Source organism: Nonomuraea maheshkhaliensis (genome assembly GCF_039529435.1).
Lineage (GTDB): Bacteria > Actinomycetota > Actinomycetes > Streptosporangiales > Streptosporangiaceae > Nonomuraea > Nonomuraea maheshkhaliensis.
In genome coordinates this window covers 48,876-68,839 of sequence record NZ_BAAAMU010000024.1, presented here as the reverse complement: position 1 = coordinate 68,839, position 19,964 = coordinate 48,876, and the positions used below count along the sequence as shown (strand labels likewise).

19 protein-coding genes are annotated in these 19,964 nt (G+C 71.3%); 9 read left to right on the top strand and 10 right to left on the bottom strand.

The window, feature by feature from the left end:
* Window positions 1–52: 52 nt before the first annotated feature.
* The 4 genes from leuA (at window position 53) to ABFX54_RS18550 (ending at window position 6,278) form a co-directional block, all read left to right on the top strand.
* Window positions 53–1,759 carry a 2-isopropylmalate synthase gene (gene leuA, locus ABFX54_RS18565; RefSeq protein WP_346106366.1) on the top strand — a complete coding sequence of 569 codons (1,707 nt, stop codon included), beginning with the start codon at window positions 53–55 and terminating at the stop codon, window positions 1,757–1,759.
* A gap of 175 nt (window positions 1,760–1,934) precedes the next feature.
* Window positions 1,935–3,317 (top strand): MFS transporter, encoded by a 1,383-nt coding sequence (locus ABFX54_RS18560; RefSeq protein ID WP_346106364.1) that lies wholly within the window; start codon window positions 1,935–1,937, stop codon window positions 3,315–3,317.
* A complete protein-coding gene (locus ABFX54_RS18555; RefSeq protein ID WP_346106362.1) occupies window positions 3,314–5,674 on the top strand; it encodes a PEP/pyruvate-binding domain-containing protein in 2,361 nt (786 codons plus the stop codon). Before ABFX54_RS18560 ends, ABFX54_RS18555 begins: the two co-directional genes overlap by 4 nt.
* A gap of 10 nt (window positions 5,675–5,684) precedes the next feature.
* Window positions 5,685–6,278, top strand: coding sequence for a TetR/AcrR family transcriptional regulator (locus tag ABFX54_RS18550; RefSeq protein ID WP_346106360.1), 594 nt, complete (start codon window positions 5,685–5,687; stop codon window positions 6,276–6,278).
* Here the strand turns inward: ABFX54_RS18550 and ABFX54_RS18545 are convergent.
* The gene (locus tag ABFX54_RS18545; protein WP_346106359.1) at window positions 6,262–6,573 is read right to left on the bottom strand and encodes a PadR family transcriptional regulator; all 312 of its coding nucleotides are present in this window, start codon (window positions 6,571–6,573) and stop codon (window positions 6,262–6,264) included. The two genes, ABFX54_RS18550 and ABFX54_RS18545, sit on opposite strands and share 17 nt — an antisense overlap.
* Before the next feature lie 24 nt (window positions 6,574–6,597).
* On the bottom strand, window positions 6,598–7,290 hold the full coding sequence (locus tag ABFX54_RS18540; RefSeq protein ID WP_346106357.1) for a TetR/AcrR family transcriptional regulator: 693 nt from the start codon (window positions 7,288–7,290) through the stop codon (window positions 6,598–6,600).
* Between the two features lie 122 nt (window positions 7,291–7,412).
* On the opposite strand from ABFX54_RS18540, the gene ABFX54_RS18535 reads away from it, so the two are divergent.
* Window positions 7,413–7,766: a YrdB family protein gene (locus ABFX54_RS18535; protein WP_346106355.1), complete on the top strand. Its 354-nt coding sequence runs from the start codon at window positions 7,413–7,415 to the stop codon at window positions 7,764–7,766.
* A gap of 26 nt (window positions 7,767–7,792) precedes the next feature.
* Window positions 7,793–8,680, top strand: a complete 888-nt coding sequence (locus ABFX54_RS18530; protein ID WP_346106353.1) for a Gfo/Idh/MocA family protein — start codon at window positions 7,793–7,795, stop codon at window positions 8,678–8,680.
* 54 nt (window positions 8,681–8,734) lie between these two features.
* On the opposite strand, the gene ABFX54_RS18525 is transcribed toward ABFX54_RS18530, so the two are convergent.
* The 4 genes from ABFX54_RS18525 to ABFX54_RS18510 form a co-directional block, all read right to left on the bottom strand.
* Window positions 8,735–9,559 carry a trypsin-like serine peptidase gene (locus ABFX54_RS18525; RefSeq protein WP_346106352.1) on the bottom strand — a complete coding sequence of 275 codons (825 nt, stop codon included), beginning with the start codon at window positions 9,557–9,559 and terminating at the stop codon, window positions 8,735–8,737.
* A 57-nt stretch (window positions 9,560–9,616) separates the two neighbouring features.
* A complete protein-coding gene (locus tag ABFX54_RS18520) occupies window positions 9,617–10,621 on the bottom strand; it encodes an acetamidase/formamidase family protein (protein WP_346106350.1) in 1,005 nt (334 codons plus the stop codon).
* Complete coding sequence (locus tag ABFX54_RS18515; RefSeq protein ID WP_346106349.1) at window positions 10,618–11,985, bottom strand: APC family permease; 1,368 nt, start codon at window positions 11,983–11,985, stop codon at window positions 10,618–10,620. Before ABFX54_RS18515 ends, ABFX54_RS18520 begins: the two co-directional genes overlap by 4 nt.
* A gap of 97 nt (window positions 11,986–12,082) precedes the next feature.
* On the bottom strand, window positions 12,083–13,153 hold the full coding sequence (locus ABFX54_RS18510) for a substrate-binding domain-containing protein (protein ID WP_346106451.1): 1,071 nt from the start codon (window positions 13,151–13,153) through the stop codon (window positions 12,083–12,085).
* 56 nt (window positions 13,154–13,209) lie between these two features.
* Here ABFX54_RS18510 and ABFX54_RS18505 point away from each other — a divergent pair, with 56 nt between their 5' ends.
* Entirely contained in the window at window positions 13,210–13,656 is a 447-nt protein-coding gene (locus ABFX54_RS18505; RefSeq protein WP_346106347.1) for a MarR family winged helix-turn-helix transcriptional regulator, read from the top strand.
* Here ABFX54_RS18505 and ABFX54_RS18500 read toward each other — a convergent pair whose 3' ends face one another.
* Together ABFX54_RS18500 and ABFX54_RS18495 are read right to left on the bottom strand one after the other, a co-directional pair.
* Window positions 13,657–13,860: a hypothetical protein gene (locus tag ABFX54_RS18500; protein WP_346106345.1), complete on the bottom strand. Its 204-nt coding sequence runs from the start codon at window positions 13,858–13,860 to the stop codon at window positions 13,657–13,659.
* A gap of 100 nt (window positions 13,861–13,960) precedes the next feature.
* Window positions 13,961–15,238, bottom strand: coding sequence for a Glu/Leu/Phe/Val family dehydrogenase (locus tag ABFX54_RS18495; protein WP_346106343.1), 1,278 nt, complete (start codon window positions 15,236–15,238; stop codon window positions 13,961–13,963).
* Window positions 15,239–15,458: 220 nt separating this feature from the next.
* Between ABFX54_RS18495 and ABFX54_RS18490 the strand changes: the two genes are divergently transcribed.
* Window positions 15,459–17,006, top strand: a complete 1,548-nt coding sequence (locus ABFX54_RS18490; RefSeq protein WP_346106341.1) for an alkaline phosphatase D family protein — start codon at window positions 15,459–15,461, stop codon at window positions 17,004–17,006.
* 5 nt (window positions 17,007–17,011) lie between these two features.
* On the top strand, window positions 17,012–17,722 hold the full coding sequence (locus ABFX54_RS18485) for a class I SAM-dependent methyltransferase (protein WP_346106340.1): 711 nt from the start codon (window positions 17,012–17,014) through the stop codon (window positions 17,720–17,722).
* A gap of 143 nt (window positions 17,723–17,865) precedes the next feature.
* Here ABFX54_RS18485 and rocD read toward each other — a convergent pair whose 3' ends face one another.
* Window positions 17,866–19,092, bottom strand: a complete 1,227-nt coding sequence (rocD, locus tag ABFX54_RS18480; RefSeq protein ID WP_346106338.1) for an ornithine--oxo-acid transaminase — start codon at window positions 19,090–19,092, stop codon at window positions 17,866–17,868.
* 2 nt (window positions 19,093–19,094) lie between these two features.
* Window positions 19,095–19,892 (bottom strand): dimethylargininase, encoded by a 798-nt coding sequence (ddaH, locus tag ABFX54_RS18475; RefSeq protein ID WP_346106336.1) that lies wholly within the window; start codon window positions 19,890–19,892, stop codon window positions 19,095–19,097.
* Between the last annotated feature and the right edge of the window lie 72 nt (window positions 19,893–19,964).

Below are 19,964 nucleotides of genomic sequence, written 5' to 3'. Positions count from 1 at the left end.
GAGTCGTGCGCGTCGGCCGCTTTCTTTTCGAGACCGACGAGGAGCAGCAGACATGACCGCTCAGCAGCCCAGCCGCATGCCGATCCATCGCTACCAGCCGTTCGAGCCGGTAAGGCTGGCCGATCGCACCTGGCCCGGCAAGGTCATCACCGAGGCGCCCCGATGGTGCGCCGTCGACCTGCGCGACGGCAACCAGGCCCTGATCGACCCGATGGACTCCCACCGCAAGCTCCAGATGTTCGAGCTGCTGGTACGCATGGGCTACAAGGAGATCGAGGTGGGCTTCCCCGCCGCCTCGCAGACCGACTTCGACTTCGTCCGCCAGATCATCGAAGAGGACCGCATCCCCGGCGACGTGGTCATCCAGGTGCTGACGCAGGCCAGGCCCGAGCTCATCGAGCGCACCTTCGAGTCGATCCAGGGCGCGAAGCAGGCCATCGTCCACCTGTACAACTCGACCTCCACCCTCCAGCGCCGCGTGGTCTTCGGCCAGGACAAGGACGGCATCACCGCCATCGCGGTCGAGGGCGCCAAGCTGGTCAAGAAGCTCGCCGACGCCTCCGACGTCGACGTGCGCTTCCAGTACTCGCCCGAGTCGTTCACCGGCACCGAGCTGGACTACGCGGTCGAGGTGTGCGACGCGGTCAACGAGGTGTGGCAGCCGACCCCCGACCGCAAGGTCATCATCAACCTGCCGGCCACCGTCGAGATGGCCACCCCCAACGTCTACGCCGACCAGATCGAGTGGATGCACCGCAACCTCGCCCACCGCGACTCGATCGTCCTGTCGCTGCACCCGCACAACGACCGCGGCACCGCCGTGGCCGCCGCCGAGCTGGGCTACATGGCGGGCGCCGACCGCATCGAGGGCTGCCTGTTCGGCAACGGCGAGCGCACCGGCAACGTCTGCCTGGTCACCCTGGGCATGAACCTGTTCTCCCAGGGCGTCGACCCCCAGATCGACTTCAGTGACATCGACGAGATCCGCCGGGTCACCGAATACTGCAACCAGCTGCCCGTGCACCCGCGCCACCCGTGGGGCGGCGAGCTGGTCTACACCGCCTTCTCCGGCTCCCACCAGGACGCCATCAAGAAGGGCTTCGAGCACCTCGAACGCGACGCGGCGGCGGCCGGCGTGCCGGTCGAGCGGTTCACCTGGGCGGTGCCCTACCTGCCGATCGACCCGAAGGACATCGGCCGCTCCTACGAGGCGGTCATCCGGGTCAACAGCCAGTCGGGCAAGGGCGGGGTCGCCTACATCATGAAGGCCGACCACCAGCTCGACCTGCCGCGCCGGCTGCAGATCGAGTTCTCCAAGGTCGTGCAGGCCCGCACCGACAGCGAGGGCGGCGAGATCAGCCCCGCCGCCATGTTCGAGATCTTCCGCGACGAATACCTGCCCAACCCGGCCAACCGCTGGGGCCGCCTGAGCCTCATGGCCCACCGTCACGCCTCCACGGTGGACGACAAGGACCGCATCGGCGCCGATGTCCGTCTCGACGGGGAGATCCGCGAGATCGAGGGCACCGGCAACGGCCCGATCTCGGCCTTCGTCGACGCGATCGCGGGCGTCGGCATCCAGGTGCGGGTGCTCGACTACGTGGAGCACGCGATGAGCGCGGGCAGCGACGCCAAGGCGGCGTCCTACCTGGAGTGCGAGGTCGACGGGCAGGTGCTGTGGGGTGTCGGCGTCGACGCCAACACCACGACGGCCTCGCTCAAGGCCATCATCTCCGCCGTCAACCGCGCCTCCCGCTGACACCTTCACCACCCTTTCGCTGACGGGCCCGCCCCTGCCGAGTGCGCTCGGTGGAGGCGGGCCCTCGCTCGTTCGTTCAGGTGGCCGACGGCTGGCCCGCATAGTGAACGTTGCGTATCTACGCGAAGAAATCTATGCTCCTTAGAGAACGCCTCGTTCTCTAAGGAGCGACCACATGGGCCTAGTGCTGTCGGGCCTGATCCTGGCCATGCTGCTGGGCGCCCTCGACCAGACGATCATGGCGCCTGCCCTGCCCGCAGTCGCGGGCGACCTCGGCGGGATCGACCAGATGCCCGCCGTCGTCACCGCCTACGTCGTCGCCGCCACCGTCGTCATGCCCGTCTACGGCAAGCTCGGCGACCGATACGGGCGCAAGCCCACCATGCAGGTCGCCATCGTCGTCTTCGTCGCCGGGGCGGTCCTGTGCGCGCTGGCCACGTCGATGCCGCAGTTCATCGTCTTCCGCGCCGTCCAGGGGCTGGGCGGCGGCGGGCTGATGATCGGGGCGCAGGCGATCATGGGCGAGATCGTCAGCCCGCGTGAACGGGGCCGCTACCTCGGGTTCATCGGCGCCGCGTACGTCGTCGCCGCCGTGGGCGGGCCGCTGATCGGCGGATTCTTCATCGACCGGCTGAGCTGGCGGTGGATCTTCGCCCTCTACCCGCCACTCGGCCTGGTGGCGCTGGTCGTGCTGAGCGTCGCGCTCAAGCTGCCCAGCCCCCGGTCACGGGCGCCGCTGGACGTCGCGGGAGCCGTCACGCTGGCCATCGCCGTCGTCGGCGTGGTCATGGTCGGCCAGACCAGGAACCCGCTCTACCTGGTGCCGGCCGTGGCGGGCGTGGCCGGGTGGCTGGTCAGCGCGCGCTTCGCCAAGGATCCGATCCTGCCGCTGCGGCTGTTCAGGGACCGGGCGTTCGCGGTGCCGGTCCTGATCAGCCTGCTTATCGGGTTCGCGCTGTTCGGCACGATCACGTACATGCCGGCGTACGTACAGATCGCGCTGCACACGAGCGCCACCCAGGCCGGCCTGCTGGTCACCGCGCTCATGGGCGGTGTCCTGTTCACCACCATCGCGTCCGGGCGGCTCATCACCAGGACCGGCACGTACAAGCCCTACCCCGTCGCGGGCACGGCCCTGGCGGCGGCCGGGCTCGGGGCGCTCGGCCTGGCGGCGGACTCGCCGCTCGGGCTGGCCCTGGCCATGCTGCTGACCGGGCTCGGCGTCGGGCTGGTCATGCAGGTCATGGTGCTGGCCGCGCAGAACGCGGTCGAGTACGCCGACCTGGGCACCGCCACCTCGTCGGTGACGTTCCTGCGCCAGATCGGCGCCTCGGCCGGGGTCGCGCTGGTGGGCGCGTTGATCACGCTGCGCTTTCCGGCGGGGATCCCGGCCTCGGTGCCGTCCGACCTGCCGGAGAGCGTCCGCGTGGCCTTCGCCGAGGCCGTGCCACCGGTGTTCGCCGCCATGGCGCCGCTGCTCGCCGTGGCGTTCCTGCTCGCGCTGGCGCTGCCGGCGCGTCCCCTTCGTACCACCGCCTATGCCGAGGAGAAGTCGTGAAACTCGTCGCACCCCTGAGCGCCTTCGACCGGGGCGACCTCGCCACGGCCGGTGGCAAGGGCGCCAACCTGGGAGAGCTGGTCAACAACGCCTTTCCGGTGCCTGACGGCTTCGTCGTCACCACGCAGGCGTACGAGCAGGTAGCCCAGGGCCGTAACACCCGCGAGCAGCTCGAACGGGCCGAACTGCCGGACGACCTGCGGCAGGCGATCGTCGGCGCCTACGCGGAGCTCGGCGGCGGGGCCGTGGCCGTGCGGTCGAGCGCCACCGCCGAGGACCTGCCGGGGGCCGCGTTCGCCGGCCAGCAGGACACCTACCTCAACGTGGTCGGCGAGCAGGCCCTGCTCGACGCGGTACGCCGCTGCTGGGGCTCGCTCTTCACCGAGCGCGCCGTCGCCTACCGGGCCCGGCTGGGCATCGACGACGCCGAGGTGCGGATCGCGGTGGTCGTGCAGAGCATGGTGCAGGCCGAGGCGGCGGGGGTGATGTTCACCGCCGACCCGGTGAGCGGCGACCGGACCAGGATCGTCGTCGACGCCAGCAGCGGCCTGGGCGAGGCGGTCGTCTCCGGCCTGGTGACGCCGGACCACTACGTGCTGCGCCGGTCGGGCGAGATCGACTTCACCCCCGGGCGGCGCGAGGTGGTCATCCGCGGCGTGGAAGGCGGCGGGGTCGTGCACGAGAGCGGGGGCGCGGAGCGGGCGGAGCGGCTGCCGGACGCGGTGCTGACGGAGCTGGGCGGGCTGGGGCGGCGCGTGGCCGGGCACTTCGGCCGGCCGCAGGACATCGAGTGGGCCTACGCCAAGGGCCGCGTCCACCTGCTGCAGGCCCGCCCGATGACCGCGCTGCCGCCGCCCCCGGTGGGCCCGCTCAACCCCATCCGCCGCCGCCTCGCCACGGTGCTGCTGGAGTACCTGCCGGTGCGGCCGTACCCGATCGACATGACGACCTGGCTCCCGTACGGGCCGGCGGGGCTGATGGGCAAGGTCACCCGCTACTTCGGCCTGCGGCAGGCGTTCGAGGGGTTCCTGGTGGAGGAGGACGGCGTCGTCTACCGGATCGTGCCGCCGTCCCCGAGCCCGAGCCCGCGGATGCTCGCGACGCCGTTCAAGATGATGCGCAAGGCGAGGCGGTACGACCCCGCCCGCTGGACCGAGGACCCGCGCTTCCGCGACTACCTGGCGGCGGCCGAGCGGCTGCGCGCCCGCGACCTGACCGCGATGTCGTGGCCCGAGCTCGTCCGCATGCCCAGGCAGGCGCTCGCCCTCGTCGAACCGGTGGCCGACCTGCGCATCGACTACCTGCCCGGCACCGGGATCGCGCTGCTGCGGCTGATCCTGGCGCTGCGGCTGCTCGGGCTCGCGGAGTGGTACGGCCCGCTGATGGGCGGGGCGCGTACCAGGACGAGCGACGCCAACCAGGCACTGGAACGGCTGGCCGAAGTCGCCAGGCGCACAGGGGCGCTGAAGGGCGGCCCGCAGCCGGAGGAGTTCCAGCGGGAGTTCGCCGCGTTCCTGGCCGAGTACGGCCACCGCGAGAGCGCGAGCCCCATCCTCATCACCCCGCCCACCTGGTCGGAGGCCCCCGAGATCGTGCTCAGCCTGGTCGAGGTGCTGGCCGCCGAGCCGCCCAAGGACAGGCCGCGGGACCCGCTGGAAGGCCTGCTCACCCACCCGCGGCTGCGCTCGGAGCGCCGGCGCGCCCGGCTGGCGCGCAAAGTGGCGGCGGCCCGCGCCGGCATCGCCTTCCGCGAGGACAGCCACCTCGCCTTCATGCTGCCGCATCCCATCCTGCGCAGGTCGCTGCTGGAGATGGGCCGCCGGATGACCGAGCGGGACGTGCTCGACCGGCCGGAAGCCCTCTTCCACCTGCGGCTGGAGGAGCTGGAGGAGATCACGGGCCTCGCCGACCTGCGCCCCGAGGACGCCGAGCGGCTGCGCGAGACGGTCAGGGCACGCGCGGTCAAGCGCGAGCAGCTGTCCGGCGTGCGGCTCATCGACCCCGCCGAGGTCTTCGGGGCGGGGGACACCGGCGACGCGCTGATCACGGGCGCGCCGGCCGGGGGCGGCAGCGCGACCGGGCCGGTCAAGGTGATCAGGGAGCCCGCCGAGTTCGGCCGGCTCGCGCCGGGCGACGTGCTCGTGTGCCCGTACACGAACCCCTCGTGGACGCCGCTCTTCCAGCAGGCGGCGGCGGTGGTCGTCGACACCGGCGGCGCGGCCTCGCACGCGGCCATCGTGGCCAGGGAGTACGGCATCCCGGCCGTGATGGGCACGGGCACGGCGACGTCGGTGCTGGAGGACGGTCAGGTGGTGACCGTGAACGGCGACACCGGCGCGGTCACCGCGGCTCCTTAGAATGCATGCCATGGTCACCGACCACCGCAAGCTGCCACGCCGCCGGGGCGACGCGCTCAACGCGGCCATCTACCAGGCCACGCTCGACGAGCTGGCCGAGGTGGGCTACGCCGGGCTGACCATGGAGCGGGTGGCCGAGCGCGCCAAGGCCAGCAAGGCCTCGCTCTACCGGCGCTGGCCCACCCGGATCGAGCTGGTGATGGAGGCGGTCTACCAGAGCCTGCCGACGCCGGGCCGCTCGCCCGACCTGGGCAACCTCCGTGACGACCTGGTGGCCATGCTCAGCCTCACGGCGCAGGCCCTGTCGGGTCCAGCGGGCGAGGCCATGCGCGGGCTGCTCGGCGAGGCGCTGAGGGGGGAGTCGCCGCTGAGCGCGATGCGGCGCAACTCCCAGGGCATGGCCAGGCGGCTGATGGAGGAGGTCGTGCGGCGCGCGGTCGAGCGCGGCGAGGTGGATCCCGGCGACGTCACCCCGCTCCGCCTCGACTCGGGGCACGCGCTGCTGCGCCACCACTTCCTCTTCGAGGGCCCGCCCATCCCGGAGCGGCTCGTGGTCGAGATCGTGGACCAGGTGCTCATGCCGCTGCTCAGACCACGCGGCTGACCCCCGCCTGCTCGATCCGGCGCAGCAGGCCGAGCTGCTCGCGCAGCGCGTCACGCCCGGTCTCGGTGATCCGGTACGGTCTGTGCCGCTCCACCGACCGCACGGCCTCGATCAGGCCGTCCTCCTCCAGCCGCATCAGCGCCCCGTAGAGAGTGCCCGGCTCCAGAGAGGTCCCCGAGAACTCCTCGATGTCGCCGATCATGCGATAGCCGTGCTTGGGCCCCTCCGCGAGGCTGATGAGCACCAGCAGCGCCACGTCCGTGAAGCGGCTGAGCGCTTGGTTCCCGCGAGCCATCTCCTCAGTAAAAGTGAGTGAGGGTCACCGGGCAAGACCCATCGTCTCGGCCATGGTCAGCATCGAGTGGCCGAAGGCCGTGCGCCTGTGCTCGATCGTGTTGTTGAACTGGCCGAACACCTCGAAGCTGACCCAGCCGTACATCGCGGTCCACGCGGTGACGGCGCGCCAGATCACCGCGTCGGGGACTTCCGGCATGAGGGCGCGCAGACCGGCCGTGTCCGGCTCCAGCTCGTCCGGCGGCCCTGCCTCGGGGGCGCGCACCGCGCCCGCCTGCCAGGCGTCGCGGACGATGCCGGCCAGCACGGTGAGGTCGCGTACGCGGGCCGCGATCGTGTCCTGCGGCGCCTGGTAGCCGGGCACGGGGGAGCCGTAGATCAGGGCGTATTCGTGCGGGTGGGCCACCGCCCAGTCGCGCACGCCGTGGCAGGCCGCCAGCCAGCGAGCGAGATGGCCGGCGCGCGGGGCCGCCGCCTCGGCCTGCTCGACGGCCTCGCCGAGCGCGTTGTAGGAGTCGATGATCAGCGTGGTCAGCAGGTCGTCGCGGCTCGGGAAGTAGCGGTAGATGGCCGAGGAGACCATGCCCATCTCCCGCGCCACGGCCCGCAGTGACAGGCCGCCCGCCCCTTCCGTGGCGAGCCGGCGCCGCGCGATGTCGGTGATCTCCCGGGTGAGTTCGGCCCTGACGCGTTCTCTGGCGGTACGGCTGGCTGTCATGCTCGGCAGGCTACCAGAGCGGCGCAGGCAAACGAGAGCACTGCTCTTGACGACTGGCGCTCTCTTGAGAGAGCATTGATCTCGCAAGTGAACGCCTGAACGCCTGAACCACGGAGGCCCCCATGCTCGCCCTCGCCAAGCACGCCAACGCCCTGCTGATGTTCCTGCTGGAGCTCGGCGTGCTGGCCTCCGTCGCGTACTGGGGGTTCACGCTCAGCCCGAACTGGGCCGTCAAGCTGCTGGCCGGGATCGGTGGCCCGGCCCTGTTCATCGCCGCGTGGGCGCTGTTCGGGGCCGGCGGTGGCGAGAACGCCGTCTACCCGCTGACCGGCCTGGCCCGGGCCGCCCTGGAGATCCTCTGGTTCGGCGGCGGCGCCCTGGCGCTCTACGCCTCCGGGATGCTCACCTCCGCCGCCGTCTTCGCCGCGCTCTTCGTCCTCAACGCCGTCCTGCGCCTGGTCTGGAACCAGAGCTGAGCTCCCGGTACGGCTACGCTCGACCCGTGAAGACAGCCATGATCGGCCTGGGCGACATCGCGGAGAAGGCGTACCTGCCCGTGCTGGCCGCCCAGCCCGCCCTCGACCTGCACCTGTGCACCCGCGACGAGGCCAGGCTCGACCGGCTCGGCGACGCCCACCGCATCGCGGCCCGGTTCACCCGCGTCGACGAGGTGATCAAGGCCGGGGTCGAGGCGGCGTTCGTGCACGCCGCCACCGAGGCCCATCCCGAGATCGTCGAGGCGCTGCTCGAAGCCGGGATCCACGTCTACGTCGACAAGCCCATCGCCTACACCCTGGCCGAGTCCGAGCGCCTGGTACGCCTGGCCAGGACCACCGGCAGGTCGCTGATGACCGGCTTCAACCGCCGCCACGCCCCCGGCTACGTCTCGCTGGCCGCCCACCCCCGGCACCTCGTCGTCATGCAGAAGAACCGGCACAACCTGCCCGACACCCCGCGCCGGGCCGTCTTCGACGACTTCATCCACGTGGCCGACACCCTCAGGTTCCTCGCCCCCGGCGAGGTCACCGGCACCACGATCAGGACCCGCGTTCGTGACGGGCTCATCGAGCACATCGTCCTGGAGCTGTCGGGCGACGGCTTCACCGCCCTCGGCGTCATGAACAGGGTGGGCGGCGCGAGCGAGGAGACCTGCGAGGCGATGGGCGACGGCCGCAAGCGCCGCGTGGTCAACCTCGGCGACGTCGTCGACTACCAGGGCGGCGAGGAACTGGCCAGGCGGCCCGACTGGGTGCCGGTGGCCAGGCAGCGCGGCATCGAGCAGATCTGCCTGGAGTTCCTGGCCGCCGTGCGCGCGGGCCGCCGGATCGACGCGGGCGACGCCCTGGCCACCCACGCCCTCTGCGAGGAGATCGTCGCCCAGGCGACTTGATCCGGCCCGGCCGTGCGGCTCCGGCCCGGCCGTGCGGCTCTGGGGGAGCGCGGGTCAGCCGGTCGGGGTGAGCAGGCGCATCGCGCGGTCGGCCCTGGCCAGCATCCGGCCGAACCTGTCGCCCAGCCGGGTCAGCACGGTGTAGCCCTTGGCGTCGCTCAGCGGGCTGGAGGACGACACGACGCCCGCCACCGAGCCCCCGTACAACGCCGGCCCGCCGCTGCCGCCGGCGGCGGCGTGGCAGTTGCGGGTGACCATCAGCCCGGGCCCTTCGGAGACGCCCTCGACGGTGTCGCCCACGCACCGGTACATCTTGGTACCCGGATAACCCCGGCCCACCGGATAGCCGAGCAGCTCAAGCCCGCGCAACTTGGTGCCCCTGGCCGTGGGCATGGGCGGCAGCCCCCGCCCGGTCACGTCCTCCAGCGGGCGCTTGCGGCGCACGACCCCGACCAGGCCCACGTCGTACGGCAGCAGCTCGGAGGAGAACGGCCTGCTGCGCCAGCGGGCCGGCACCCACGTGCGCACGACGGGCCAGACCCCGAGCGGCGGCCGGCCACTGTCGTAGCCCGGCAGGAACGCCAGCCGTTCGAGCAGCCGCCCGTCGTGATAGAGGCAGTGGGCCGCCGTCAGCACCAGGCTGCGGCTGCGCGAGCCGATCACCGTGCCCCCGCACAGCACGTCGGTCTTCGCGACGGGATCGTGGCCGAGCAGCACCCCGGTCAGCCGCCGCGCCCCCGTGTAGGGGCGCGGGACCGGCGCGTAGCCCAGGCGGTCGCCGTCAGGCGTCAGCACGCGGGGAACGGGGACGTTGCGTTGGGACACCTCGGTGAGGGCGGCTGGATCGAGCAGGACCAGAGAGAGCACCAACCTGAGCACCGCTCCACTCTAAGGGGAAGATGATCAGTGCTCTGACCTGCGACATCAATGTTTACCCTATCTTGTGTACGCCGAACCCAGGGCCCGCAGCCGCTCGTGCGCCGACTCGTAGACCGGCGCCCGGCCGAGGAACTCCTTGGGGATCTTGGCGACCATCGTGTAGTTGGTGTCGCACACGTTGCCGACCGGCGCCTGCCCGGCCTGGCTGACGAGCTGGTAGGCGTCCAGCGTGTCCAGCCCGGTCAGCTCGGAGGTCCAGGTGACGAGGTCGTGCTGGCTGATCCGGTACGCGTCCTCCAGCGGCCTGGCCGACCCCGTGGACATCAGGTGCAGGTCGTCCTCCAGCCGGGGCCACGGCGTGGCCACGCCCTTGACCAGCTCGACCGCGACCACGGTGTTCATGGCCGACTCCACCGCCGTGCCGCACACCTCGCCGTGTCCCTGCCGCCCGTGGCCGTCGCCGATCGAGAACAGGCCGCCCTCGACGTTGACGCCCAGGTAGACGGTGACGCCCGCGCGCAGCTCAGGGGTGTCCATGTTGCCGCCGTGCGCGTCGGGGGTGATCGTCATGCGGGCCTCGTTCGCGGCGGGGGCCACGCCGACCGTGCCGTGCATCGGGTCGAGCGGCAGCGCCACGCTGAAGTCGCTGTTGCGGGCGTGGTAGACGGCCACACCCCGGTCGAGGTCGATGTCGTAGCGCCAGACGCGCTCCTCCAGCGGCGGCTGCAGCATGGCCGTGGTGTGCGTGCCGGTCAGCGCGCCGAAGTGGGGGAACGTCGTGGACACCGCCCAGTCCCTGGCCGGGGTGATGGAGACGAAGTGCAGCGCCAGGGTGTCGCCCGGCTCGGCGCCCTCGACGTGGAAGGGCCCGGTCACGGGGTTGAGATAGGGGAACTCGCACACCCGCGAGGGCAGGTCGTCCACGCTCCTGACCAGGCCGCCGAAGCAGTCCTCCGTGTACAGCTCCATGATCGTGCCCGGCCGCACCTTGCCGACGGCCGGGCGCCCACCGAAGGTGTAGCTCAGCTCTTCAGGCGAGGGATGGTACGAGACGACGTTCACATGACCTCCTTGGGAAGGACGGGCCCGCGGCCCGACAGGTACGACAGGCCGAGCACGACGAGACCGGCGGCCAGCCAGATGCCGCCGGCCCACTGGGCCGCGACGTTCTGGTTGATCACCACGGCCACCAGGATGCCGAAGCCGATCACGGGCGCGACCAGGTGCGCCCAGTAATTGCGGCTGCCCTGCCTGATCGCGTAGTGGACGACCACCGCCACGTGCAGGAGCAGGAAGGCGGTCATGGCGCCGAAGTTGACCAGCGAGGTCAGCTCCCCGGCGCCCTGCTCCCTGGTGCTCATGAACAGGCCCACGGCCAGCGATATACCCGCCACCACGAACGTGGCGTTGACCGGCACCTGCCGCTTCGGGTCCACCTTGGCCAGGAACCCGGGCAACTGCCGGTCGCGGGCCATGGCGAACAGCAGCCGCGAGGTGGCCGCCTGCGCGACCAGCGAGTTGGCGAAGCCCCAGGCGATGGCGGTGGCCACGGCGGTGAGCACCGCCAGCCACTGCCCGCCGGCGAACGCGGCGGTGTCGTAGAAGGCGTTGCCGGTGAGGTCGCCCTCGGCGATCAGCTTGTCCCTGCCGGGGGTGAGCAGCGCCGCCACCCATGTCTGCACCACGAACAGCACGGCCGCCACGCCGAGCGCGGCGATCATGGAGCGGCCGAGCCGCCTGGCGTCCTCGCGGTTCTCCTCCGCCAGCGTGGAGATGCCGTCGAAGCCGAGGAACGACAGCACGGCCACCGACGCGGCGGCGAACACGACGCTCCAGGTGAAGGAGGAGGACTCGAAGATCGGGGAGAACGCGCCCGCCTGGCCCTCGCCCTGGGCCAGCGCGACGCCGCCGGCCACCAGGAAGATCGCCAGCACGGCCAGCTCGGCGACCAGCATGATCCGGGTGATCCTGGCCGTCATCTGGATGCCGAGGTAGTTGATGCCGGTGTTGAGCAGCACGAACATGACCAGCCAGGCCCAGACGGGGATCGCGGGCACGAACGAGTGCATGGCGCCGCTGGCGATCAGGTAGAGCAGCGAGGGTACGAGCACGTAGTCCAGCAGGATCGCCCAGCCGGCCATGAACCCGACCGGGGCCGCGATGCCGCGCCCTGCGTAGGTGTAGACCGACCCGGCCATCGGGAAGGCCCGCGCCATCTGCGCGTACGACAGCGCCGTGAACGCCATCGCCAGCAGCCCGATCACGTACGCCAGCGCCACCATCCCGTGCGAGGCGGAGAAGACGTAGCCGAAGATGCCGAAGGGCGCGATCGGCACCATGAAGATCAAGCCGTAGATCATCAGGTCGGCGAAGCCGAGGGTACGCTTCAGCTCCTGCCGGTAGCCGAACTGTTCGATGGTGCTCATGGACGGCTCCTTGCTGCCTGGGGGCTGCACAGGGGGGCTTGCGCGGGGTGCTCGGGGCTGCCCCGGGGGGCGTTTCGCACCTTAGAGCCAAAGCTTTCTATTGAAAAGGTTTCTCCAGAAAGAAACTCAGGCCGTCGGCCCTGCCCAGGTGGACGGGATGGCGGACCTGCCGGTCGAGCAGCGTGACCGTGCCGCGCGCGCTCGTGATCGTGGCCCCGTCGGCCGCCGCGTCGAGCGCCGGCACCGCCAGCGAGCCGGCCCGCGCGCTCAGGGCGGCCAGCATGGCCACCGCCTCGTAGCAACCGTGGCCATGGGCGTTGAGCGAGGGGGCGTCCTGGCCGAACCTGGCCGCGTACCGCTGCGCGAAGTCGAGGCTGGCCGTGGTCGGCAGGCCGCGGAAGTAGCCCATGGAGGCGTACAGGCCGCCCGTCGCGTCGCCGCCGATGCCGAGCAGGCCGTGCTCCTCCAGCGCGCCGCACAGCCGGGCCGCGGTCAGGCCGGAGTCCGCGTACGCGCGGTTGAAGTCGATCAGGTCGCTGCCGATCAGCGTCAGCAGGATGGCGTCCGGCCTGGCCTCGGCCACCCGCTCCAGCCGGCGCACCGCCTGGCCGTTCGCGACGAGACTCTCGCCGACCACGCTCGCCCCCGCCTCCCGCAGCCTCCTGCGGGCGCTGGCGTGCACCAGGCGCGGCCAGATGTAGTCGTTGCCCAGCAGGTACCAGCGACGCGCCCGCCGGGTGCCGGCCAGCCACTCGATGCCGGGGGCGAGCTGCCGGTCGGGGGTCTCGCCCAGGAAGTAGACGCCGGGCGCGCGGCCTCCTCCCTCGTACGGCGGCGCGTACACGAACGGCACCCGCCCCGCGATGGCGGCCACCACCTCCACCCGCACGTCGCTCGCGTGCGCCCCGACCGCCGCCTGCACCGTGCCCGACCGGACCAGCCCCGCCACCTCGGCCGCCACCACGCGCGCGGGACGGCCGCCGTCCACGAGGACCAGCTCGACCGGCCGGCCCAGCACGCCGCCCCGGTCGTTGACCTCCTCGGCGGCCAGCACGGCGCAGTTGATCGCGCACGGCCCCATGAGCCCCAGCACGCCGGAGACGGGCACGATCAGCGCGACCCTGACCGAGCCCGACGGGAGGAGTCGTGCTTCGAAGGGATCGACCATCGGCGCCACGCCGACGAGTATCCTCCCTTCAAGCTCCCCGACGAAAGGACCTTGCGATGACCACCTCCGGGCTGGGGTCCTCACTCGCCTACCTGCTCAGTCGTGCGGAGCGGGGCGTCAACCGCGGGCTGGCCGCGGTGCTCGCCGGCGAGGACGTCACGGTCGAGCAGTGGCGCATCATGCGAGCCCTGGCCGACGGCCGCGGCGAGTCGATGGGCGAGCTGGCCGCGGCCGTGCTCATGCCGCACCCCACGCTGACCAAGGCCGTCGACCGGCTCATCGACCGGGCGCTGGTCTACCGGGGGCCGGCGAAGGGCGACCGGCGGCGGGTGGCGGTGTTCGTCTCGGAACGCGGCGCCGAGCTGCTGGCGCGGGTGGACGGCGCGGTGGCCGAGCAGCAGGGGGAGATCGCGCGGGCGTTCGGGCAGGAGCGCACCGAGCAGCTCATGCGCGACCTGGAGGACCTGGTCGAGGCGCTCGACCGCACTGCGGTGAAGCTCTGATCACCGGTCCTCGCGCTTCTTGGTGGAGTCGGCCGCGAGCAGCACCACCAGCCCGGCCGCGGCCACGCCCAGGTAGGCCCACAGCGGCAGGTCCACGAGCCGGTGCAGGAAGCCCCAGTTGCTGTCGAACCACATCTGTCCCACGAATCCGACGACGCCCTGGATGATGGCGATCACGCCGACGATGTTGAAGATTCCTCTCATGCCCATCACGATCCAGCACGAAGCCCGCCCAGGGCATCGAACCTTGGGCGGGCCGCGTGCTACTTAAGTCGTGCCTCGCTCAGGGCCTACGCGCGGGTCGTCACGGGTAGAGCCCGCGCATCTGGTGCGCCTCGGCCACCCTGCTCACGCCGATGACGTGGGCAGCCTGCCTGAGCGTCAGCCCGCGGTCCGCGGCCGTGGCCGTGACCTCGGCGTAGGCGGCCAGCATGAGCTCGCGCAGCTTCAGCTCGACGTCGCCCGAGCTCCAGGAGTAGGCCTGCATGTTCTGCACCCACTCCAGGTACGACACGATCACCCCGCCGGCGTTGGCCAGGATGTCGGGCACGACCGTGGTGCCGCCGGCGGCGAGGATCTCGTCCGCCTCGGGCGTGACGGGCCCGTTGGCGCCCTCGACGATCAGCCGGGCGCGCACCCTGGGCGCGTTGGCCTCGGTGATCGCGCCTTCGAGCGCGGCCGGGACCAGGACGTCCACGTCGAGCTCGAAGAGGTCCTCGCGAGGCAGGTCGTCGGCCTGGTGGAACCCGCGCACGCCGCCCGACTCGGCCACCCACGCGCGCAGGCGGGCGATGTCGAGGCCGGCCGCGTTGTAGACGGCTCCGCTGACGTCGGAGACCGCCACCACCTTGCAGCCCGCGTCGGCCAGATATCGCGCGGCCGGCGCACCCACCTTGCCGAAGCCCTGCACGGCCACGGTCACGCCCTCGGGCGAGCGGCCGAGCGCGGCCAGCGCCGCGATCTGCACGCCCCGCGAAGTCGCGCCCGCGCGTCCCAGCGAGCCGCCCAGCGTCGTCGGCTTCCCGGTGACGACGCCGGGCACCGAGTAGCCGGTGTTGACGCTGTAGGTGTCCATGATCCAGGCCATGGTCCGCTCGTCGGTGCCGACGTCGGGGGCCGGGATGTCCTTCTCCGGGCCGATCAGCGGCAGGATCTCGTTGACGTAGCGGCGGGTCAGCCGTTCCAGCTCGCGGGTGGTGAGCTGGGCCGGGTCCACGGCCACGCCGCCCTTGGCGCCGCCGTACGGGATGCCGACCAGTGCGCACTTCCACGTCATCCACATCGCGAGCGCGGTGACCTCGTGGATGTCGACGGCGGGATGAAACCGCAGCCCGCCCTTGGCGGGGCCGCGTGAGACGTTGTGCTGGACCCGGTAGCCCTGGACGACGTCCAGACGACCGTCCTCGCGGCGCACCGGGACCGAGACGGTCAGGGAGCGGCGGGGCGTGGCCAGCATCGTGCGGAGCCCGTCGTCGAGGCCGAGATGTTCGGCGGCCCGGTCGAGCTGGTGCAACGCGGAGTCGAGGGCCTGACGGCCCGGGGTGATCAGGGCCGGCGTCGTTGACGGCACCATGATGCTCATGGAAGAACTTCCTCCCGATATGTAACGCCCTTTTTTACGGGAACAGGCGCCGTTGCCTCTCCCTTTTGGGCGTTGATGTCACGATCATCCTAGAGCGGGGCGTTTGACCTTGCCGAGTTTTGGTAGAAATCCAAGCCGTTGATCGGATGTGGCGGACAGCGCCACTCTGGCAGGCTTGCGCACGAGAGTGTGACGGAACGTCGAACCAGGAGGTTTTCCATTGCCCGCACTGGTGGTGGGGCCGATGCTGCGGTACGTCGACTCCGACAGCGCGTCGATCTGGGTGGAGACCGCCGAGCCCTGCACAGTCGCCGTCGAGGCGGGAGGCAGGACTTACCGGTCGCCCACCTTCACTGTGCACGGTCACCACTACGCGATCGTCGATCTCGTCGAGTTGTCCCAGGATATCGCGTCGTACACGGTGGAGCTCGACGGGGAGCAGGTTTGGCCGATGGCGGGTCGCCCGCCGTCCCGGATCAGGCTGCTGCCCAGGGAAGGGGTGCGCAAGCTGGCGTTCGGATCGTGCCGCACCAGCGTGCCCCACGACGCCGCGCACGTGCGTTCCCACGGTGACGACGTGCTGCGGGCCTTCGGCGAGCACCTCCCCGAGGCGGCCGAGGACGAGTGGCCCGATCTGCTGCTGCTCCTCGGCGACCAGGTCTACGCCGACAACCCCTCGCCCGACATGCTGGCCTACATCCGCTCCCGCAGGGACACCGAGCCGCAGGGCGAGATCGCCGACTTCGAGGAGTACGCCGAGCTCTACCGCCAGGCGTGGACCGAGACCGAGATCCGCTGGCTGCTGTCCACCGTGCCGACCGCGATGATCTTCGACGACCACGACCTGCGCGACGACTGGAACACCTCCCAGCCCTGGCGCGAGCAGATGGCCAGGACGTCGTGGTGGCGCCGCCGGGTGGTGGCCGGGCTGGGGGCGTACTGGATCTACCAGCACCTCGGCAACCTCTCACCCGCCGAGCGGGCGGAGGACCCGCTGCTGCGCAAGGTGATGGAGGGCGACGGCGGCCAGGCGCTCGACGCCTTCGCCGACAAGGCCGACGCCGAGCCCACCAGCAACCGCTGGAGCTACGCCCGCGACCTCGGCCCGGCGCGCCTCATCGTGGTCGACACCCGGTGCGCCAGGCAGCTCACCCCCGGCGACCGCCGCATGCTCGACGCGGACGAGTGGGCCTGGCTGGAGGAGCAGGTCAGCCGCCCGACCGAGCAGCTGATCATCGGCTCGTCGATCCCGTTCCTGCTGCCCGAGGGCGTCCACGGCGTGCAGAACTGGAACGAGGCCCTGTGCGACGGCAAGTGGGGGCCCGTGGTGCGGCGGTGGTCGGAGACGTTCCGGCAGGCCATCGACCTGGAGCACTGGGCGGCGTTCCGGCGCTCGTTCGAGGACCTGGCCCGGCTGCTCATCGGGCTGGGCAAGCCGGTGCTGATCCTCTCGGGCGACGTGCACTACTCGTACCTGGCCCAGGCCGACCGGGGGCCTGTCTTCCAGATCGTCTGCTCGCCGATCCGCAACCCGCTCAGCCGCATGTTGCGCTGGGCCAACGTGTTCACCCAGTTCTCGATCGCGACCCTGGTGGGCGGCCTGCTGGCGCGGTCGGCGGGCATCCCGCGCCCGCCGTTCCGCTGGCGGATCACCAAGGGCCCGCTGTTCCAGAACGCGCTCGCCGTGCTGACCCTGCCCGACGAGGTGACCTGGTACGGCTCCACCGGCGAGGTGGTCAAGCCGATCGACTCCGTCCGCCTACGCTGATCCCCATGGATGCCAACGCCGTCGCCGTACCCTTCTACGACCTCTGGCACGAGGACGGGCACGTGCCCCTGATCCGCGAGCTGCTGCCGCCGCTGCTGGCCGGGGTGCGGCGCAGCCTGATCGAGATCGGCGCGGGCACGGGCCTGATCACCGAGCTGATCGCCCGCGTCACCCCGGCCGAGATCTACGCTGTCGAGCCGTCGCTCGGCATGCGGTCCGTGCTGATCTCCCGGCTGGCCCAGGACCCGCCGACGCTGCGGCGGGTGACCGTGCTGCCGTGCGGGGCCCTCGACGTGGACGTGGACGAGCCGGTCGAGGCCGTCGTGATGATCTCGGTGCTGCAGAGCTTCTCCGCCGCCGAGCGGGACGAGCTGTGGCGGGTGCTGGCCAGGCAGCTTGAGCCGGGCGGGCGGCTGCTGTTCAACTGGCGGCAGCGGGCCGCGGCCGTGCCGGGGGAGCTCGTGTCCATGGGCTCCTATCCGGTGGGGCGGCACACGTACGAGGTGGCCGGGCAGGTGCTGGAGGCCGAGGGGGAGAGCGTCACCTCGCGCTTCGTCTACCGGACCAGGCAGCGCGGGGTGGTGGTGACCGAGGACGAGGTGGTCTCCACCAGCCACTGGCCTGCGGGGGAGGTGCTGGTGGCCGAGCTGAAGGAGCACGGGTTCGTCGCGGAGGACGCGCCCGACGGCATTCAGGTGTGGTCGCTGCCCGGCTGACGCCCAGGGCCCGGCCGACGTCCGTTGCCCGGCTGATGTGCGAGGCCCGGCTGATGTGCGAGGCCCGGCTGATGTGCGAGGCCCGGCCACCACGGGCGGCCGGGCCCGGCTCGTCCTGCGAGTCCTGCGAGTTCCTGTAGGTCCTACGAGTTCTGCGGGTGCTGCAGGTCGTAGATGGCGTCGGTGAACTGGTCGATCGCCCAGAGCAGGTCCTCTTCCGAGATGACGATGGGCGGCGCCAGCCGGATCGTGGACCCGTGCGTGTCCTTGGCCAGCACGCCCCGCTTCAGCAGCGCCTTCGACACCTCACGGCCGGTGCCCAGGTCGGGGTGGATGTCCACGCCCGCCCATAGCCCGCGCCCGCGCACCGCGACCACGCCGCCCTTGCCGACCATGTCGCGCAGCCGCGTGTGCAGCACCTCGCCCAGCTTGGCGGCCCTGGCCTGGATCTCGCCGGTGCCGAGGATCTCGATCACCGCGTTGGCCACCGCGCACGCCAGCGGGTTGCCGCCGAACGTGGAACCGTGCTGGCCGGGGTGGATGACCCCGAGCACGTCCCGGTTCGCGGCGATGGCCGAGACCGGTACGACGCCGCCGCCCAGCGCCTTGCCCAGCACGTAGATGTCGGGCACGACGCCCTCGAAGTCGCACGCGAACGTCTGGCCCGTGCGCCCCAGCCCCGACTGGACCTCGTCGGCGATCATCAGGATGCCCTCGGCCGTGCACAGCTCCCGCACCTCGCCCAGGTAGCCGTCCGGCGGCACCAGCACCCCGGCCTCGCCCTGGATCGGCTCGACCAGCACCCCGACCGTGTTGGCGTCGAGGGCCTGCCTGATCGCCTCGACGTCGCCGTAGCGGACGACACGGAAGCCCGGCGTGTACGGGCCGAAGTTGTCGTGCGCCTCGGGGTCGGTGGAGAAGCTGACGATCGTGGTCGTACGGCCGTGGAAGTTGCCCTCCATCACGATGATGTTGGCCTGGTCCGGCTCGACGCCCTTGACCTCGTAGCCCCACTTGCGAGCCACCTTGATGGCGGTCTCCACCGCCTCGGCGCCGGTGTTCATGGGCAGGACCAGGTCCTTGCCCGTGAGGTCGCCGAGCCCGGCGCAGAACTGCGCGAACTGGTCGTGGTAGAAGGCGCGGCTGGTCAGCGTCAGCCGTTCGAGTTGCTCCTTCGCGGCCTCGATGATCTTCGGATGGCCGTGGCCGAAGTTGAGCGAGGAGTAGCCGGACAGGCAGTCCAGATACCGCTTGCCGTCGACGTCGGTGACCCAGGCGCCGTGCGCCTCGTGGATCACCACGGGCAGTGGATGGTAGTTGTGCGCGCTGCGGCGCTCGCTCACTTCGATCAGTTCTGCGCTGCTGGTCATGATCAGATCTCCCCCCTGATCTCAAGTGTGCAGCACTTGGGGCCGCCACCCGCCTTACGCAGCTCCGACAGATCGACGGGGATCACCTCGTAGCCGCGCCGCTTGAGCTCAAGGTGGAGATCGGAGGCCTCGGCGTTGATGACCACGTTCGTGCCGTCGCTGACCGCGTTCAGCCCGAGCACCTCGGCGTCGCGGTCCGTCGCGATCACCGCGTCGGGGAACATGCGGCGCAGCACCGCGAGGCTCCCGGGCGAGAAGGCGGCGGGGTAGTAGCCGACGTTGTGCCCGTCGATCGGGAACAGCGCCGTGTCGAGGTGGTAGAAACGCGGGTCCACCAGCGTCAGCGAGACGACGGGCCGGCCCAGGTATTCCTGCGCCTCCTGGTGGGCGACCACGTCCGTGCGGAAGCCCGTCCCGGCCAGGATGACGTCGTCGAGGGTGAGGAAGTCGCCCTCGCCCTCGTTGACGTGGGAGGGTTCGAGCGCCTCGTAGCCGCGGTCGGTGAACCAGCGCAGGTAGGCCGGGCCCTCCGCGGCGCGCTGCGGGTAGGCGAAGCGCGCGCCGTAGACGCGGCCGCCCACCACCAGGGCGCCGTTCGCGGCGAACACCATGTCGGGCAGGCCCGCGATCGGGTCGATCAGGCTCACCTGGTGTCCGAGTTCCTCGTACGCCGTCTTGAGGCCCTCCCACTGCCGGACCGCCACGTCGCGGTCCGCTCCGGCCTCGGGACGCATCCACGGGTTGATCGCGTACTCGACCGTGAAGAAGTCCGGGCGGCACATGAGGAAGTGTTTGGGCATGCAACGCTCCAACGTGTCGTAACCAGGGGAAACCCCTCTTCAGGGGGACGGAGCAAGCCTAGGAATTCCCGA